Here is a 14,615-nt window from a genome sequence, read left to right as displayed (position 1 = left end):
GTCCGGCGCTGTCCATCGGCTCACACCCCCGGGTCTGAGGACACGGGACGCACCTGTAGCGCCCCTCGGCACCCCGTGCATACCCCCGCCCAGCAGGGATCAAAACGCATCGCTGCCGGGAAACTGCGCAACGTGACCGAGTCGCTCCGGTGGGCCGCCGCGGCGGGCGTTCTGAGAGACTGGACGGCGCAGACTGGGGCCCGCACCGGGCAGCCCGGCGCAGCCCCGAGGAGTGAGCGGACGTGAGCAGCCAGAGCGCCGATCCCGGCGACGTGTACGTCAAGGCCGGGACGGTCGTGTTCGGCCTGGGCGCGCTCGCCACCCTGGTCACCTTCGTCCCGCTGTTCCTGCACCTGACGCCGCTGCCGACGGCCATGTACTGGCTGAGCATGCTGATGCCGGCCGGGTTCCTGGCCGCACTGACCGGGCTGTTCCTGAACGCCCGGGCGCAGCGCCGCCGGCTGGAGCCCCAGCAGCCCGCCTAGAGCCGCCTAGCGCGACCCGAGGTGCCGGTCGAGCCACTCCGGGAAGCCGGTGAGGTCGGCCAGCACCACGTCCGCCCCGGCCGCGCGCAGCTCGTCCGCGCCGTACGGGCCGGTGGCCACGGCGACCGCGACGGCCTCCGCGTGCCGGGCGCCCACGATGTCGCCGAGGTGGTCGCCGACGTAGATGCTCGCGCCGTTCGCCCGCAGCGCCTCGCCCTTGGTCTCCGCCCACAGGTCGCCGATCACGGTGTCGGCCTTCAGCCCGGCGTGCTCCAGGTGGAGGCGGGCGTTCGGCTCGTACTTGCCGGTGATCACCGCGATCCGGCCGCCGCGGGCGCGGACCGCCTCGACGGCGGCGTGCGCGCCGGGCAGCGGCACCGTCGGCGCGAAGGCGTGGTCGCGGTAGAGCTCGCGGTAGCGGTTCGCGGCCCGCTCCGCCTCGGCCTCCGGGAACCAGTTGCGGATCTCGTCCAGCAGCGGCGGGCCGAGCCTGGTGACCACGAGGTCCGCGTCGATGTGGGTGCCGGTCTCGGCGGACAGCGCCCGGTAGGTGGCGTGGATGCCCGGCCGGGTGTCCAGCAGCGTCATGTCGAGGTCGAAGCCGACGGTGAGCGGGGCGGGTGAGGTCGCAGGCATGTCGTCAGGCTACCGAAGGGGAACTGGCCGTGACGAGGCGATTTGCCCCACCTCCGCGGCGGAACTTAGGTTTACCTGAGTTTTCTGCGGAGAGGGCTCATGACCGACATCACCGCACCACCGGGCAGGCGGCGGACTTCCCCGTCACCGGATCCTGTGGCTCGCCGCCGCACTGGTCGTCCTGGCCGTCGCGGTGCTGCTGAGCCTGGCGGTCGGCAGCCGCGACGTGCCGCTCTCCGAGACCGTCGGCGTGCGGGAGGTGTTCGGGCTGGACTCGGTGGTGGTGCCGGACCCGGTGACGGGCACCCCGCTGGTCGTTCCGGGCGCTCCGTGGGCGGCGAGGGCGGAACCCGTGGACGCCGTGGACGCCGTGGACCCCGTCGACCCCGTCGACCCCGTCGACCCTGTGGAGGCTTGACGGCGCTTCACGACTTCACGCCCGATTTCGGACATAATCGACGCACCCCCGCAGCCTCACGCCCGAGGACCCGCCGATGCCCCGGATCGCCCGCCGTACGTTCCTCGCCGGCCTCGGCGGGGCCGCGCTCACGGCGTGCACGTCCTCCTCCGGGGGTTCGCAGCCGCCCACCCCGGACGGCTTCGAGGCGAGCGGCTCGCCGTCCCCCACCCCGGCGCCGCCGGTGACGGTGAACGCCGCGAACGGGCCGGTGCTGGTGCCGGGCGAGCCCCAGCGGGTGGTCGTCCTGGACACCGACGTGCTCGACTCCGCGCTGACCCTGGGCATCACCCCGGTCGGCGCCGCGCTCCCGGCCGCCGACACCCGCTTCCCCGACTACTGGCCGGCCTCCCGCACCGCGGGCATCCGGCAGGTCGGCCCGGTCGGCGCGCCCGACCTCGCCGCCGTACGGGCGCTGCGGCCGGACCTCATCCTCTCCAGCCAGGCCCGCGACGGTGACCGGTACGAGCAGCTGCGCGAGATCGCCCCGACCGTGCTCACCCAGACCACCGGGGCGCCGTGGAAGGCGAACTTCCAGCTGCACGCCCAGGCGTTGAGCCGGGTGGCGGCCGCGGCGGCCTTCGTCGCCGCGTACCAGAAGCACGCCGGGCAGGTGGTGCAGGCGCTGTCGGCGGCGAAGCTGTCCGGGCGCCGGGTGAGCCTGGTGCGGTTCGTCGAGGGCGGCGGGATCCGGCTGTTCGGGCGGCAGAGCTTCCCCGGGACCGTGCTCGCCGACGCCGAGGTGGGGCGGCCGGACGCACAGAACGTCGACCAGTCGGACTTCGAGATCCCGCTGGACCAGATCGCCAAGGCGGACGGCGACCTGCTGCTGTACGCGACGTACGGCGACCCGGCGAAGGCGGGCACCACTGCGGCGCTGGCGAGCCCGGGTTGGCAGGCGCTCGGGGCGGTCAAGGCGTTCCGGGCGTTCCCGGTGGACGACCAGCTGTGGTTCCAGGGGGTCGGGTACACGGGCGCCAACTTCATGCTGGACGCGCTGCAGCGCTTCCTCGGGGCGTAGTCCGCGGATTGACGACAAGTCGACTCCATCGGGGCTGTGCAGCCGACGGCGCTTACGCCACAATGGCGCCGCCCGTCACACATCTTTCGTCCCGGGGGACAGCACCATGTCAACTGCGGTAGCTCCGACCGCTCCCGACCGCAAGGGGAAGGCCGCCGCGCTCGGCTGGCTGATCAGCATCGCGTTCAACGTGGTCGCCCCGATCATGATCTACAACCAGCTGCACGACCACGGCTACAGCGAGTCCACCGCCATCCTGCTCTCCGGCCTCGGCCCGGTGGTCGACACCGTGATCTACCTGGCCTGGCACCGCCGGATCGACGAGTTCGCCATCGTCTCGCTGGTCTTCGTCGGTCTGACCCTGGTCGTCGCGCTGATCGGCCCGACCGACCCGAAGATGCTGCTGGCCAAGGACTCCTTCGTCTCCGGCCTGCTCGGCGTGCTCTACCTGGCCTCGCTGGCCGCGCCGAAGCCGATCATGTTCTACTTCGGCCGCAAGTTCGCCACCGACGGCACCCCGGAGATGATCTCCTGGTGGAACTCGATGTGGCAGTACGAGGGCTTCCGCCGGGTCCAGCGCAACCTGACCGTCGTGTGGGGCATCGCCTTCGCGCTGGAGGCCGCGCTGCGGATCGTGTTCGTCTACACGCTGTCGCACGGCACGGTGGTGACGATCAACAACATCCTTCCGTACGTGGTGATCGGCGCACTGGTGTACTGGACGATGGCCTACGCCAAGCGGGCCGGCGCCCGCGGCCGGGCCGCGGCCGAGGCGGCTGCCGCGGCGGCTGCCGCGGCTTGATCTACGTCGAACTCGCGTAGCGGGCCGGGGAGATGCCCACCGCTGCGGTGAAGTCCCGGGTGAGATGGGCCTGGTCGGCGTAGCCGAGTTCCACGGCGAGCGCCGCCAGGTCCAACTTGCCTTCCGTCGCGGCGCGTTCGGCGGCCTCGTGCAGCCGGGCGCGGCGCAGCACCCACTTCGGCGTGGCGCCGACGTACGCGGCGAACAGCCGCTGGAGACTGCGGACGGTCACGCCCGACTCGCGGGCCAGCTCGTCCACCCGGCACAGGTCCGGGGAGCCGGTGATCCGGTCCACCATCGCGGCGACCTCCTCGGCGACCGGATCGGGCGCGGGGAGGCGGGGGCGAAGGAAGTCGTCAACGAGTTCGGCGCTCGGCTCGTCGAGGATCCGGGCGTTGATCCGGTCCGCCTCGGCGCCGAAGTACTCGGCGGCGGGGACGGCCCGGTCGGCGAGGTCGCTCACCGGGTGCCCGGCGAAGGGCCGGAAGGCGCCGGGGCGGAACTTCACGCCCAGCACGTGCCCGGTGTTTTCGAGACGGCGCACGAAGAGCGAGCGGTCCACCCCGTAGACGAGGGCCCGCGGGGCCTCGAAGACGAGGTGGACGTTGGGGTGGGCGAGCACCTTCTGCTCGTACGGCGGATGGCCGATCAGGTCCCAGCGCACCAGCCAGTAGAACTCCACGAACCGCGCCAGTTCAGGCGCGGGCGCGAGCCGCTCCACACTGATCAGCTCGGCTGCCCGGGCCGGGTGGAGCACGCCACGGCCGAGCTCGGGTTCGGAGGAGTCCATGACGGCCAGGCTAGCCGTCGCGTTTCTTCAAGACCCCGCGGCGGGGCCAGGGGCAGGCTTGGTGGCATGAACGCTCACCCGATGCACCCGTTCCTCGTCCGCGCCGCCACTGCCGCCTCCGGCGTCGCCGCCGCCGTCCCGGCCGGGGTGCGGCTGGACGCGCCGACACCCTGCGGGGAGTTCGACGCGCGGGCGCTGATCAACCACTGGGTGCTCTACACCTCGCACGGCCTGGAGCACCGGGCCCGGCGCACCGAGCTGCCCGAGGAGCTGAGCTCCCGCGACTTCACCGCCGATGCCGACTGGCGCTCGGCGTACGCGACGCAGCTGGAGCGGGCGGTGGCGGCCTGGGGCGAACCGGCCGCCTGGGCGGGGGACGTCGACCTCGGCGGATCCCCCGTCCCGGCGGTGGGGATCGCCCGGATGCTGATCCTGGAACTGGTGCTGCACGGCTGGGACGTGGCCCGGGCGGTCGGCGGGGAGATCGAGGTCGACGAGGAGCTCGCCGTGCTGGTCGGCGAGATCGTCGAGGAGAACGCCGAACTGTACCGGCAGTACGCGGGGTTCGCCCCAGCCGTGGCGCTGCCGGACGACGCCTCCGCGTGGGACCGCGCGCTGGCGGCGTCCGGGCGTGATCCGCACTGGAAGGCCTGAGCCCGCCCGCCGACGGCATCGGCGAGCGGGCTCAGGGGGTGACGTCCTGCCTCAGACCAGGGTGTCCGCGAGCTTGATGTAGCCGTGCTGGACGATCCACTTCTGGTTGGGGTTGGTGCTGCCGCACTGGTAGATGATGGCGGGGTCGCCGTTCTTGCGGTAGCTGCCGGAGTCCAGGCACATCTCCCGGCTGGTGCCGATCGTGTCCTTGAGCACGAACTGTCCGTCGCGGACGATCCACCGCTGGTTCGGGTGGTCGAGGCACTGCCAGAGGCGCACCTTGTCGCCGTTGTTGCGGCTGTTCCCGGCGTCCAGGCACATCTCGCTGCCGGAGCCGATCGTGTCATCGACCTTCACGTGGTTGTCGTCGATCGTGAACCGCTGGTTGGTGTGGGCCAGGCACTTCCAAACCCGCACCTGGTCACCGTTGTTGCGGGTGTTGCCGGCGTCCAGGCAGACGCCGTTGGTGTCCGGGTTCGTGAAGATCGGCGAGTCCCACTTGAGGTTGTTGGAGGGGTTCGTGGCGTCCTTGTACAGGTAGGCGGGGACACGGTTGGCGCTCGTGTCACCACCGCTGTCCAGCACGTAGCCGGTCGCCACGTTCCGGATCCGCTTGGTGCTGGGGTTGTAGTCCCACTTCAGGTTGTCGGAGGAGCTGTTGGCGTCGTCCTTGTACAGGTAGGCGGGGACACGGTTGGCGCTCGTGTCACCACCGCTGTCCAGCACGTAGCCAGTGGCGACGTTGCGGATCTTCTTGGTGTCCGGGTCGTACGTGAACTTCAGGTTGTTGGAGCGGTTCGTGGCGTCCTTGTACAGGTAGGCGGGGACACGGTTGGCGCTCGTGTCACCGCCGCTGTCCAGGACGTAGCCGGTGGCCACATTGACGATCTGGCCCGGGGCCGAGGCGACGCGCGGCTTCGCGGCGGCGGCGTCGGTCGCGGGCATTCCGGCGGCCAGGGCGAGCAGCGCGGTCGCGCTGGCGAAGGCGCCCAGGCTGCGGGGGATGCGGAGGGTAGACATGGAGGTGTCCTCAACAAGTCAGGGGTGCGGTTGCCCGCCTACACGGCGGGCACACGATTCGCACACATCGTGGCTGCCCACGATCGACCTCGGATGCGGAACGCCACCGGCCATCACTCGTACGGAGTAGTGGCGCCACGCCCCTGAGTGAGTCGTATGACGATCAGTCGGAACACATGGCCGTACCGAGCTTGGCGAGGAGCAGCCGGACCGCCGGGGACTGCTGGTCGCGGCGGGCGACCAGCCCGAGCCGGGCGTTCGTAGCGGCATCGACGAACGGCACGGCCCGCAGGCCGGCGCCCTGCGCGGAGGAGGTGCTGAGCACAGCGACGCCCGCGCCGCGCTCGGCGAGGCGGAGCAGGGCGACCGGGGAGCTGGCGTCGATGTCCACCCGGGCGCCGAGGCCGAGTTGGGCGCAAGAGCGCTCGTAGGCGGCGCGGATGCCGGTTCCCTGGGACAGGCAGAGGATCTTCTCGCCGTCCAGGTCGGCGAGTTGGAGGGTGTTCCGGTCGAGCGGGTGCCCGGCCGGGACGACGGCGGCGATCGGCTCGTCGATGACGACGGTGGCCTCCAGGCCCGGGGAGACCTCGCCCGCGTAGCCGATCAGGGCCAGGTCGAGGGAGCCGGCGAGAACGTGGGACTGGAGCAGGTCGGAGTGGTCCTCGTGCAGGCTCAGCTCGATGCCCGGGTGGGTGTGGCCGAGTTCGGCGACGGTGTCCAGGAAGGGCGGGATCGAGCAGCCGGTGATCATGCCGAGCCGCACCCGGCCGCGCACCGCGTCGGCGAACTCGGCGGCGGTGTGCTGGATGGCGTCCAGGGTGGCCAGGGCGCTCTTCGCCAGCGGGAGGACGGCCTCGCCGACCGGGGTGAGCCGGACCCGGCGGCCGGAACGTTCCAGCAGCTGCTGCCCCAACTCGCGCTCCAGCTTGGCCACCTGGGTGCTGATGCCGGACTGGCTGACGTGCAGGCGGTTGGCGGCTGCCGTGAAGGACCCCTCGTCGACCACGGCGGCGAAGTAGCGCAGCTGGTGCATCTCCATGACCGGTGACGATATGCAACGGGCGCGCCGGACGGCTTCGGCGGGGGCGGGCCGTCACCGCACGGGCCGGTCACGGCCCGGCGGGACCGTCACCGCCGACGGCCCTCACCCCGGATCTCCTTGCCCTGCATCCGCGCCTTCTTCCCGTCCGGGAGGTCGGCATCGATGCGCTCCTTGCGCACCCGACCGGTGACGGTCTGCTGCTCGACGCGCTCCTCGGTCACCAGTCGCACGCGCTCGACGGGGACGGCCTCGGTGCGCACCGGCACGGTCTGCCGCTCCTCCTCCCATGCCGGGCTGGTTGGCGGTCACCGAAACGGCTATAGCTGACATTCACTCAGCGCCACTTCCATCGCCAATAGTGATATCAGGCATCAGATCTATATGTTGGACGGATGGATTGGCCCGGCGGAGGATTGAGGCATGACGACGACGAAGACTGCGCGCGAGCTTGCCGAGACCTACTTCACCGCCTGGGAGGCGGGTGACTTCGACACGCTCCGGGGACTGCTGGCCGAGGACGTCGACTTCGTCGGGGCGCTGGGCACGGCGTCCGGGATCGAGGAGGCGCTGGGCGGGCTGAAGGGGCTCGGGCAGGTGCTGGAGAAGATCGACGTGAAGGTGCGGGTCGCGGAGGGGGACGAGGTGATCACCTGGTTCGAGCTGCGCACTACGGTTGCGCCGCCGGCGCCGACGGCGAACTGGATGCACGTGGAGAACGGGAAGATCGTCCGGATCCGGGTGACCTTCGACCCGCGCGGACTGCTGGCGGGGTTCGAGAGGAAGAGCTGAGCGGGGCGGGCGGAACAGCGGGGCCAGGGGGCCGTGATCGCCGGGGGCGGTGACGGCCCTCTTCGGCTGTTCGCGCTCAGGCGTCCTCGTCGGGCGGGGTCGCCCTGAGGGCGGTGATGACGCCCAGGGCGACCGTGGCGATCGCGAGGGCGAGGAGGACGGCGAAGGCCGCCCCGATCAGGAATCGCACGGGTGCTCGCGGTCGGCGTCGAGGAGCAGGACGAGGAGGTTCAGCAACGTCGAGGCCGGCGCCGTGTTGAAGCGGACGAGGACGCGGCCGTCGAGGGTGTGGTCGAGGTCGGCGGAGGGCCAGATGAGGCCGAACTTCTTGCCGCGCTCCTGGAGTTCGGCGAGGAGGGTGCGGATGTGGTCGTCGGTGTAGGCGCGGATCCGGGGGTCGGTCGGCTTCATGGGGAAGCGGCGCTTCACTGGGCACCGCCCAGCTCGCACTCGAACCAGATGGTCTTGCCGCGTTTCTGGGGGTCGACGCCCCAGCGGTTGGTGAGGGCCGCGACGAGTTGGAGGCCCCGGCCGGACTCGGCGAGGAGGTCGAGGGACTGCATCTCGGGCAGCACCGGGCTCTCGTCGGAGACGCCCACTCGGAGGGTGTGCTGGGTGATGGCGAGGATCTGGACGACCGGCGCGGGGGTGTTCGCGTGGTTCCAGGCGTTCACGATCAGCTCGCCGAGGGCGAGTTCGGCGTCGAAGGTGCCCGAGGGCGGCCAGCCGAGGCGGGTCATGGCGTCCTGGAGGGACTGCCGGGCGAGGGTGAGGGAGGGCGTGTTGCACTGACGCATGGGAGATCTCCCGGCGTGAGGTGGGGTGGAGAACCGGCGGACACGTCGCCGTGAGCCAGGCCAGGCCGATGGGCATGACTGCTCTGCGGTGTGGACAGCGCGCATTACTGACGATCCGTCGGATCGCTGTGAGAACGACCATAGCGCACATGGTCTTTCGCTTAAGACCTTCCCGGAAATCTTCCCTCTAACGTGGGGCACACTGGTCTCACCATCCGCAGAGAGGACGCCATGGCCCTTCGACCGAACCCAACCCTGCGCCAACGGCGGGTGGGGACTGAGCTGCGAAGGATGCGGGAGCAGGCCGGCCTCGGCGGCAGCCAGCTGGCACGCCAACTCGGAATCCACGCCGCCCAGGTCACTCAGATGGAGACCGGCAAGAGCGGGATCAGCGTCGAGCGACTGCGGACCATCGCCGCCGCATGCATGTGCACCAACCAGCCCCTGATCGACGCCCTCGCAGAGATGACTACCGAGCGGGGACAAGGCTGGTGGCAGGACTACCGCGGCACGGTCTCCGCCGACCTGCTCGATCTCGCCGAGCTCGAAGGAACCGCGAACCGCCTCACCATCTACACGATTACGTTCATTCATGGCCTATTTCAGACCGAGGCATACGCGAACTCGGTCTTCACCCGAGCGATCCCGCCATTGCCTCGCCACGAACTCGATGTTCGGCTCGACTTCCGAATGAAGCGACAACACATCGTCCGCCCGAACGGTACGCCGGTTCAGGCGTTCATCCACGAGGCAGCGCTCCGCATGCAGTTCAGCGGCCCAAAAATCCTCATCGAACAGCTTGACGAGCTGATCAAGCACTCAGAAGACCCGGAGATTGCCATCCGTGCAGTGCCGTTCGACGTTGAGTCCCTGCCGGGTCCGAGCGAAAATTTCACCTACGCAGCGGGCCTCGTGACAGAGCTGGATACGCTCCAGATCGACACTACTCACAACCTCCTGATCTCCGACTCTCCTGCACAACTCGCGAGCTATCGCGAGATGCTCACGCGCTTGTCATCTGTTGCGCTCTCAGAGGAGGACTCACGAGACTTCATTCGAAGCATCAAGAAGGAGATCGAGAGCAAGCATGGATAGCCCCACCTGGCAGAAGTCCAGCTACTCCGGCGCAAGCAACGCTTGCGTTGAGGTTCGCAGGGTTGACGATGCCGTCGAGCTCCGAGAGTCGGACGAAGGCCACCTCATACTCAGCACCACCTCCGCCGCCCTCGCCGCCCTCCTCCGCGGCATCAAGGCCGGCGAATTCGACCACCACGCCTGAGCTCCCCGGAGTAGGAAGTCGGCCAGGCCGACTTCCTACTCCCACCCCATGCCATGCTGGCCGCCATGAAGATCGCTGCCGCCCAGCTCAGCTGCGTCCCTGCCGACATCCCCGCCAACGTCCGGCAACTCGTAGCCCTCGCCGAGCAGGCCCGCGCCCAGGGCGCCGAGCTGATCGTCTTCCCCGAGTTCGCCCTCACCGGCTACGAACTCGACGCCCTGGCCGCCGATCCCACCCTCTGGGTCACCCCGGACGACCCCCGCCTGGCACCCCTCCGGGCCACTGGCATCGCCGTCGTCCTCAACTGCGCCGTCCCCACCGACGGCCCCCGGCCCGCCATCGGCACGTACGTCTACGACAGCAACGGCAAACTCATCACCACCTACCTCAAGCAGCACCTCTACGAGCACGAGCAGGGCATCTTCACCCCCGGCGACCAGGACGGCCGCTTCGAACTCGACGGCCTCCGCTTCGCCCTCGCCACCTGCTTCGACAACCACTTCCCGGGCCTCACCGCCCGCGGCGCCGCCGACGGCTGCGACGTCCACCTCGCCAGCTCCCTCTACGGCACCGGCAACGGCATCCACGAGCGCGCCACGCTCTACCCGTCCATCGCCAAGGACACGAACCTCCACGTCGTCCTCGCCAACCACGTCGGCCCCTCCGGCCCCTGGACCGGCTGCGGCGGCGCCGCCCTCTGGGCCCCCGGCGGCGCCCTCCTCACCGAGGCCGACGACCACTCCACCACGGTCGCCATCGCCGACATCCGCTAGAGATCCCCACCGTCGCCGGGCCGGGCCGTGGGGCCTTCTGAGCCGTTCCGGCCGTTGGCTCGGGCTGTCCGGACGACGGGGCGGTGTGGCGGCCTGCCGGACTGATCTTCCTACTTAGAACTCACGCAGATAGGCGGGATCGCAGGGCGGGATCATCGCATCGCCGAGGCGAGACGGAGCAGGCCGGCGCGCATCCGCTGTTCGCCGAGCTCTGGCAGGAGTGCGGCGACGTGATCGGCTGCCAGGGCGGCGAGCAGCGCGTGGGCGGCGTGGTCGGGGTCGGGTGCGGTGGCGAGGAGGATCGCCACATGGCGGTGCCAGAACCGGTAGGCCCCGATCCTGTACCGGGCTCCGGGAGTGGCGGTCTCGGACATCCGGACCAGCGCCAGATGCTCCAGCAGGTAGTCGAAGTAGGCGTGGAGGAACGCGGTCAGGCGCTCGTCGGCCGGGGCCCCGGGGCCGAGTGGGGGCGGCCCGTGCAGGATCGCTTCCTGCAGTACGCGTTCGCGGGCGTCCAGCAGTGCGGCAGCCAGCCCCGACTTGTCACCGAACCGGCGGAACAGGGTGCCCTTGCCGACGCCGGCGGCTGCGGCCACCTGATCCATGGACACCGCGTCGACGCCCTGCTCGGCGAACAGCCTGGCAGCCGCTTCCAGTACCGCGACCCGGTTGCGGGCTGCGTCCGCGCGCTCCTTGGGAGGCGGCGTCCGCAGTAGTTTCAGCGGCATTGCCGAACCGGACTGAAGTCCGTTACTGTCTTGAGCCATAACAGGACTGTAGTCCGATTCCCTTGGAGGCAGTGGCATGACCGCACTCATCACCCGTGACGAGCTGGCAGCTGCGATCGAGACCGGCTCCGTGACCGTCGTCGACGCGCTCGGCGGCGAGTACTACGCCCAGCAGCACCTGCCCGGTGCCCTGGCACTGGTCCTGGCCGACGTCGACGCCCAGGCGCCCACCGTGCTCCCTGACCGCGACGCCGCGATCGTCACCTACTGCTCCAACCCGGCATGCCCCAACAGCGGACAGGTCGCCGACCGACTCACCAACCTCGGCTACACCAACGTCCGCAAGTACCGAGAGGGCATTCAGGACTGGGTCGAGGCCGGCCTCCCCATCGAAACCGCCTGACCTCCACCCCCGGGGGCGAAGACTCCGCACGGAGTCTTCGCCCTTCCGCAGGCCCTTCCGCACGCCCATGCGCACCCCGCACGAGACGGACCGCTCGACCGTCAGGCGAACAAGCCCGCACGGGCACGGAGCCGGCCCAACGCATCGGCCTCCAGCATGGGGCCGCGGCACTCGGTGATCCCAGCGGCCGACCTACCACCCGAACCATCCCCCGCGCTGCCACCGCCCTCGCATCGGCGGCCGGATCGTCTTCGACGAACTGCTCCAGCCGCCGCGACGAGTGGATCCGGCTTGGCATCCTCGGTCGGCTCAAGCAGATCGCACCCGGCTAGCGGGGGGTGTCCCGGCCCTTCTCCTCCGCGTACGTGGTGGTGAAGCCGAGGAGCACCACGTACCGGCCCTCGGCCGGCTTCAGCACGTCGGCCGGCCGGACGGGCTGCCAGGACAGGTACTCCGACCGGTGCTCATCATCGTTCCGGTACCGCCGGGTGCCGTGGTCCTGGTACCAGGCGTCCTCGCCGGTCTCCCGGTAGCTCCGCGACCCCTCGCCCACCTCGACGCGAAGCTCCGTCCGCACCGCCTTCCCCTCCGACCGGATGAACCCCACGGACGGGGCGATCGGCCGCGCCGCCGCCTTCGCGACCTCCTCCGGCGTCGCGTCGCGGGACGTCTGGTGCGCGTACTGGTCGGCCGCGACCAGCCCCTTCCACATGTCGGCGCTCCGCCAGCCCTGGGCGTCCAGATACCGGTCCAGGTCGGCCAGGCGCGCCCGGACGTCGCCCCCGTCGAAGGCCAGGTACACGTTCACCGTCCGGCCACAGGCCGCCGGCGACCAGGCGCCCGGGCTCATCAGCGCCACCATGTTGCCCCGGTGCTCCGACTGGCAGACGTCGACCGTCGAGCTCCCCAACTTCTCGGCCCACGGCAACAGTTCGGGCAGTCGGCCGACCTGCCCATCCGTCAGCTCCGTCGCCGCCCGCCGGGCCTCCACGGTCTCCGGGGCCTTCGCCAGCCCCGGGACGTCCGGCGGGTCCGGGATCGCCGTCGCACTGCGGATCCCCCACCACACCAGGCCGACGCCCGAGACCAGGACCACCGGTACCGCGAACAACACCACGGTCAAAAACCGCCGTACGAACGCCCGCATTCGCCTGCTCCCCCAAGCCTCCGTTGCGTACGGGCATCGTACGGGCCCGAACACGCCCCTCAGCCGCCGGACCGGATCGGCTCGCCCGTCCGGTGCAGGTGGGCCAGGATCTCGCGGTACGAGCGGAGCAGGCCGGTCTCGTAGTACGGGATGCCCTTCTCGGCGCAGAACTCCCGGGTGATCCGGGCTGCCCGCCGGAGCGCCGGGGTCGGCATGCTGGGGAAGAGGTGGTGCTCCACCTGGTAGTTGAGGCCGCCCATCACCGAGTCCAGGACCGCGTTGCCGCGCACGTTGCGCGAGGTGAGCACCTGGCGGCGCAGGAAGTCGAGCCGCATCTCCGGCGTCACCATCAGCATGCCCTTGTGGTTCGGGGCGAAGACGCAGCCCAGGTAGACGCCGAGCAGCGCCTGGTGCACGGCGAGGAAGGCGACCGCCTTGCCGAACGGCAGGGCGGCGAAGACCAGGCCGAAGTAGGCCGCGAAGTGGACCACCAGCAGGGCGCCCTCCAGCAGCGGGCGCTTCACCACCGGGCCGCGCAGCGCGCGGAAGCTGTTGAAGCTGAGGTTGAGGCCCTCCAGCAGGAGCAGCGGGAAGAACAGGTAGGCCTGGCGGCGGCCGATGAACCGGGCGAGGCCGCTCGCCTGCCGGGCCTGCCGCTGCGACCACACGACGAGGTCCGGGGAGACGTCCGGGTCCCGGGTCTCGTGGTTGGGGTTGGCGTGGTGGCGGGTGTGCTTGTTCATCCACCAGCCGTAGCTCATGCCCATCAGCAGGTTGGCGGCGATCCGGCCGCCCGCCTCGCTCGGCAGACGCCGGCTGAACACCTGGCGGTGCGCCAGGTCGTGGGTCATCAGGCCGACCTGGGCGAAGACGACGGACATCGCGGCCGCCAGGCCGAGCTGCCACCAGGTGTCGCCCAGCGCGAACATGGCGTAGAAGCCGCCGATGAACCCGGCGAGCACCAGGCCCGCGCGGACGGTGTAGTAGCCGGGGCGCCGGTCGAGCAGGCCCTCGGCGGCTATCCGGCGGCTCAACTGGGCGAAGTCGCTGCCGAGGCCGTCCGGCTGCGGGGCGGTGGCGTGCGGGGCGGTGGCGGGCAAGGTCTCGGGAACGGCCTTGGTCATCGTCACGGGCTGTGTGGGCATGCCCCGAGTCTGGTCCGCCGGGATGGGCCCGAAGAACGGGGAAAGCACCCGTCCCGTAGGGGTGTTAACCCCCTGCTGCCGACGGGTGCCGCCCCTCCCCGCGCGTCCCGTCACCCGGCACCGGCCCGAGGGGGCCGGGCGCCGACCGTGCGTCTCAGCCCTGCCAGGCGGCGCGCTGACGGAGGGAGATGCGGTTGCCGTCCGGGTCCACGGCCTCGATGCGGATGCCGAAGCCGTAGTCCTCCGGCTCGGGCTGCTCGAAGACCACACCGCGCTCGCGCAGCACCTCGAAGTCCGCCCGCAGGTCGTCCGACTCCAGGAAGACCGGGCCGGGCGCGGCTGCGCCGGACTCGCGTCCGGCGGGCTGCCCCGCGGCCGGGGCGTGCGACCACAGAATGATCTCCAGCGGGTTGCCCGGGGCGGCCACGGTCAGGAAGCGGCCGTCGGGGCCGGGGTGGTCGACGCGCTTCTCCAGGCCGAGCCGGTCGGTGTAGAACTCCAGGGCGCGGTCCTGGTCGGTGACGTAGACCGTCACGTACATGATGTTCGTCAGCATCTCGCTGTCGTCCCTTCGTGCCATCGGTGTTGCTCCACTGCTCCACCGACGGATCGCGCGGGGCGAATGTGACACGGGAGGCGCGCGGATG

General features: G+C 70.7%; 20 protein-coding genes and 2 pseudogenes. 11 read left to right on the top strand and 11 right to left on the bottom strand.

The window, feature by feature from the left end; translation table 11 throughout:
* Nucleotides 1-242 precede the first annotated feature (242 nt).
* Nucleotides 243-485 carry a hypothetical protein gene (locus tag ACIG5E_RS25115; RefSeq protein ID WP_396536854.1) on the top strand — a complete coding sequence of 81 codons (243 nt, stop codon included), beginning with the start codon at nucleotides 243-245 and terminating at the stop codon, nucleotides 483-485.
* A gap of 6 nt (nucleotides 486-491) precedes the next feature.
* On the opposite strand, the gene ACIG5E_RS25110 is transcribed toward ACIG5E_RS25115, so the two are convergent.
* The gene (locus ACIG5E_RS25110) at nucleotides 492-1,121 is read right to left on the bottom strand and encodes an HAD family hydrolase (RefSeq protein ID WP_396536852.1); all 630 of its coding nucleotides are present in this window, start codon (nucleotides 1,119-1,121) and stop codon (nucleotides 492-494) included.
* 250 nt (nucleotides 1,122-1,371) lie between these two features.
* On the opposite strand from ACIG5E_RS25110, the pseudogene ACIG5E_RS25105 reads away from it, so the two are divergent.
* The 3 genes and pseudogenes from ACIG5E_RS25105 to ACIG5E_RS25095 form a co-directional block, all read left to right on the top strand.
* Nucleotides 1,372-1,539, top strand: a pseudogene (locus tag ACIG5E_RS25105) (cobalamin/Fe(3+)-siderophore ABC transporter ATP-binding protein); the annotation flags it as partial.
* Nucleotides 1,540-1,615: 76 nt separating this feature from the next.
* Nucleotides 1,616-2,599, top strand: coding sequence for an ABC transporter substrate-binding protein (locus tag ACIG5E_RS25100; RefSeq protein ID WP_396536850.1), 984 nt, complete (start codon nucleotides 1,616-1,618; stop codon nucleotides 2,597-2,599).
* A gap of 106 nt (nucleotides 2,600-2,705) precedes the next feature.
* Nucleotides 2,706-3,401, top strand: coding sequence for a VC0807 family protein (locus ACIG5E_RS25095; RefSeq protein WP_396536848.1), 696 nt, complete (start codon nucleotides 2,706-2,708; stop codon nucleotides 3,399-3,401).
* Between the two features lies 1 nt (nucleotide 3,402).
* Here the strand turns inward: ACIG5E_RS25095 and ACIG5E_RS25090 are convergent, their stop codons facing one another.
* Nucleotides 3,403-4,191 carry a DUF6597 domain-containing transcriptional factor gene (locus tag ACIG5E_RS25090; protein ID WP_396536846.1) on the bottom strand — a complete coding sequence of 263 codons (789 nt, stop codon included), beginning with the start codon at nucleotides 4,189-4,191 and terminating at the stop codon, nucleotides 3,403-3,405.
* Nucleotides 4,192-4,257: 66 nt separating this feature from the next.
* Between ACIG5E_RS25090 and ACIG5E_RS25085 the strand changes: the two genes are divergently transcribed.
* Nucleotides 4,258-4,845 (top strand): TIGR03086 family metal-binding protein, encoded by a 588-nt coding sequence (locus ACIG5E_RS25085; RefSeq protein ID WP_396536844.1) that lies wholly within the window; start codon nucleotides 4,258-4,260, stop codon nucleotides 4,843-4,845.
* A gap of 51 nt (nucleotides 4,846-4,896) precedes the next feature.
* On the opposite strand, the gene ACIG5E_RS25080 is transcribed toward ACIG5E_RS25085, so the two are convergent.
* The 3 genes from ACIG5E_RS25080 to ACIG5E_RS25070 all read right to left on the bottom strand — a co-directional run bounded on the left by ACIG5E_RS25080 (nucleotide 4,897) and on the right by ACIG5E_RS25070 (nucleotide 7,173).
* On the bottom strand, nucleotides 4,897-5,865 hold the full coding sequence (locus tag ACIG5E_RS25080) for an RICIN domain-containing protein (RefSeq protein ID WP_396536842.1): 969 nt from the start codon (nucleotides 5,863-5,865) through the stop codon (nucleotides 4,897-4,899).
* Between the two features lie 163 nt (nucleotides 5,866-6,028).
* On the bottom strand, nucleotides 6,029-6,904 hold the full coding sequence (locus ACIG5E_RS25075; protein WP_396536840.1) for a LysR family transcriptional regulator: 876 nt from the start codon (nucleotides 6,902-6,904) through the stop codon (nucleotides 6,029-6,031).
* 89 nt (nucleotides 6,905-6,993) lie between these two features.
* Nucleotides 6,994-7,173, bottom strand: a complete 180-nt coding sequence (locus ACIG5E_RS25070) for a DUF2382 domain-containing protein (protein ID WP_396536838.1) — start codon at nucleotides 7,171-7,173, stop codon at nucleotides 6,994-6,996.
* A 154-nt stretch (nucleotides 7,174-7,327) separates the two neighbouring features.
* On the opposite strand from ACIG5E_RS25070, the gene ACIG5E_RS25065 reads away from it, so the two are divergent.
* Nucleotides 7,328-7,696 carry a nuclear transport factor 2 family protein gene (locus ACIG5E_RS25065; RefSeq protein WP_396536836.1) on the top strand — a complete coding sequence of 123 codons (369 nt, stop codon included), beginning with the start codon at nucleotides 7,328-7,330 and terminating at the stop codon, nucleotides 7,694-7,696.
* Nucleotides 7,697-7,873: 177 nt separating this feature from the next.
* On the opposite strand, the gene ACIG5E_RS25060 is transcribed toward ACIG5E_RS25065, so the two are convergent.
* Complete coding sequence (locus tag ACIG5E_RS25060; RefSeq protein WP_396536834.1) at nucleotides 7,874-8,107, bottom strand: hypothetical protein; 234 nt, start codon at nucleotides 8,105-8,107, stop codon at nucleotides 7,874-7,876.
* A 14-nt stretch (nucleotides 8,108-8,121) separates the two neighbouring features.
* Nucleotides 8,122-8,493, bottom strand: coding sequence for an ATP-binding protein (locus tag ACIG5E_RS25055; RefSeq protein WP_396536832.1), 372 nt, complete (start codon nucleotides 8,491-8,493; stop codon nucleotides 8,122-8,124).
* Nucleotides 8,494-8,724: 231 nt separating this feature from the next.
* On the opposite strand from ACIG5E_RS25055, the gene ACIG5E_RS25050 reads away from it, so the two are divergent.
* The 3 genes from ACIG5E_RS25050 to ACIG5E_RS25040 all read left to right on the top strand — a co-directional run bounded on the left by ACIG5E_RS25050 (nucleotide 8,725) and on the right by ACIG5E_RS25040 (nucleotide 10,545).
* Nucleotides 8,725-9,588, top strand: a complete 864-nt coding sequence (locus ACIG5E_RS25050) for a helix-turn-helix domain-containing protein (protein ID WP_396536830.1) — start codon at nucleotides 8,725-8,727, stop codon at nucleotides 9,586-9,588.
* A complete protein-coding gene (locus ACIG5E_RS25045; protein WP_396536828.1) occupies nucleotides 9,581-9,772 on the top strand; it encodes a DUF397 domain-containing protein in 192 nt (63 codons plus the stop codon). Before ACIG5E_RS25050 ends, ACIG5E_RS25045 begins: the two co-directional genes overlap by 8 nt.
* A gap of 65 nt (nucleotides 9,773-9,837) precedes the next feature.
* A complete protein-coding gene (locus tag ACIG5E_RS25040) occupies nucleotides 9,838-10,545 on the top strand; it encodes a carbon-nitrogen hydrolase family protein (RefSeq protein WP_396536826.1) in 708 nt (235 codons plus the stop codon).
* A 152-nt stretch (nucleotides 10,546-10,697) separates the two neighbouring features.
* Here ACIG5E_RS25040 and ACIG5E_RS25035 read toward each other — a convergent pair whose 3' ends face one another.
* Complete coding sequence (locus ACIG5E_RS25035) at nucleotides 10,698-11,273, bottom strand: TetR/AcrR family transcriptional regulator (RefSeq protein ID WP_396536824.1); 576 nt, start codon at nucleotides 11,271-11,273, stop codon at nucleotides 10,698-10,700.
* A gap of 76 nt (nucleotides 11,274-11,349) precedes the next feature.
* Here ACIG5E_RS25035 and ACIG5E_RS25030 point away from each other — a divergent pair, with 76 nt between their 5' ends.
* Both ACIG5E_RS25030 and ACIG5E_RS25025 read left to right on the top strand, forming a co-directional pair.
* Nucleotides 11,350-11,676: a rhodanese-like domain-containing protein gene (locus ACIG5E_RS25030; protein ID WP_396536822.1), complete on the top strand. Its 327-nt coding sequence runs from the start codon at nucleotides 11,350-11,352 to the stop codon at nucleotides 11,674-11,676.
* Nucleotides 11,677-11,857: 181 nt separating this feature from the next.
* Nucleotides 11,858-11,999 (top strand): annotated as a pseudogene (locus ACIG5E_RS25025) (IS5/IS1182 family transposase); the annotation flags it as partial.
* A gap of 5 nt (nucleotides 12,000-12,004) precedes the next feature.
* Here the strand turns inward: ACIG5E_RS25025 and ACIG5E_RS25020 are convergent.
* The 3 genes from ACIG5E_RS25020 to ACIG5E_RS25010 form a co-directional block, all read right to left on the bottom strand.
* The gene (locus ACIG5E_RS25020) at nucleotides 12,005-12,823 is read right to left on the bottom strand and encodes a hypothetical protein (RefSeq protein WP_396536820.1); all 819 of its coding nucleotides are present in this window, start codon (nucleotides 12,821-12,823) and stop codon (nucleotides 12,005-12,007) included.
* A 59-nt stretch (nucleotides 12,824-12,882) separates the two neighbouring features.
* Nucleotides 12,883-13,968, bottom strand: a complete 1,086-nt coding sequence (locus tag ACIG5E_RS25015) for a fatty acid desaturase family protein (protein WP_396536818.1) — start codon at nucleotides 13,966-13,968, stop codon at nucleotides 12,883-12,885.
* 154 nt (nucleotides 13,969-14,122) lie between these two features.
* A complete protein-coding gene (locus tag ACIG5E_RS25010) occupies nucleotides 14,123-14,548 on the bottom strand; it encodes a VOC family protein (RefSeq protein WP_396536816.1) in 426 nt (141 codons plus the stop codon).
* Nucleotides 14,549-14,615: the final 67 nt, after the last annotated feature.

Source organism: Kitasatospora sp. NPDC053057 (assembly GCF_044546945.1).
Classification (GTDB): domain Bacteria; phylum Actinomycetota; class Actinomycetes; order Streptomycetales; family Streptomycetaceae; genus Kitasatospora.
The sequence above is the reverse complement of the archived record's forward strand: the minus strand, read 5'-3'. Positions and strand labels throughout refer to the sequence as shown.

Coding starts and splice junctions, on each gene's coding strand:
- ACIG5E_RS25110 (WP_396536852.1), bottom strand. CDS start 1,121: ATGCCTGCGACCTCACCCGCCCCGCTCACCGTCGGCTTCGACCTCGAC.
- ACIG5E_RS25100 (WP_396536850.1), top strand. CDS start 1,616: ATGCCCCGGATCGCCCGCCGTACGTTCCTCGCCGGCCTCGGCGGGGCC.
- ACIG5E_RS25095 (WP_396536848.1), top strand. CDS start 2,706: ATGTCAACTGCGGTAGCTCCGACCGCTCCCGACCGCAAGGGGAAGGCC.
- ACIG5E_RS25090 (WP_396536846.1), bottom strand. CDS start 4,191: ATGGACTCCTCCGAACCCGAGCTCGGCCGTGGCGTGCTCCACCCGGCC.
- ACIG5E_RS25085 (WP_396536844.1), top strand. CDS start 4,258: ATGAACGCTCACCCGATGCACCCGTTCCTCGTCCGCGCCGCCACTGCC.
- ACIG5E_RS25080 (WP_396536842.1), bottom strand. CDS start 5,865: ATGTCTACCCTCCGCATCCCCCGCAGCCTGGGCGCCTTCGCCAGCGCG.
- ACIG5E_RS25075 (WP_396536840.1), bottom strand. CDS start 6,904: ATGGAGATGCACCAGCTGCGCTACTTCGCCGCCGTGGTCGACGAGGGG.
- ACIG5E_RS25065 (WP_396536836.1), top strand. CDS start 7,328: ATGACGACGACGAAGACTGCGCGCGAGCTTGCCGAGACCTACTTCACC.
- ACIG5E_RS25060 (WP_396536834.1), bottom strand. CDS start 8,107: ATGAAGCCGACCGACCCCCGGATCCGCGCCTACACCGACGACCACATC.
- ACIG5E_RS25055 (WP_396536832.1), bottom strand. CDS start 8,493: ATGCGTCAGTGCAACACGCCCTCCCTCACCCTCGCCCGGCAGTCCCTC.
- ACIG5E_RS25050 (WP_396536830.1), top strand. CDS start 8,725: ATGGCCCTTCGACCGAACCCAACCCTGCGCCAACGGCGGGTGGGGACT.
- ACIG5E_RS25045 (WP_396536828.1), top strand. CDS start 9,581: ATGGATAGCCCCACCTGGCAGAAGTCCAGCTACTCCGGCGCAAGCAAC.
- ACIG5E_RS25040 (WP_396536826.1), top strand. CDS start 9,838: ATGAAGATCGCTGCCGCCCAGCTCAGCTGCGTCCCTGCCGACATCCCC.
- ACIG5E_RS25035 (WP_396536824.1), bottom strand. CDS start 11,273: ATGCCGCTGAAACTACTGCGGACGCCGCCTCCCAAGGAGCGCGCGGAC.
- ACIG5E_RS25030 (WP_396536822.1), top strand. CDS start 11,350: ATGACCGCACTCATCACCCGTGACGAGCTGGCAGCTGCGATCGAGACC.
- ACIG5E_RS25020 (WP_396536820.1), bottom strand. CDS start 12,823: ATGCGGGCGTTCGTACGGCGGTTTTTGACCGTGGTGTTGTTCGCGGTA.
- ACIG5E_RS25015 (WP_396536818.1), bottom strand. CDS start 13,968: ATGCCCACACAGCCCGTGACGATGACCAAGGCCGTTCCCGAGACCTTG.
- ACIG5E_RS25010 (WP_396536816.1), bottom strand. CDS start 14,548: ATGGCACGAAGGGACGACAGCGAGATGCTGACGAACATCATGTACGTG.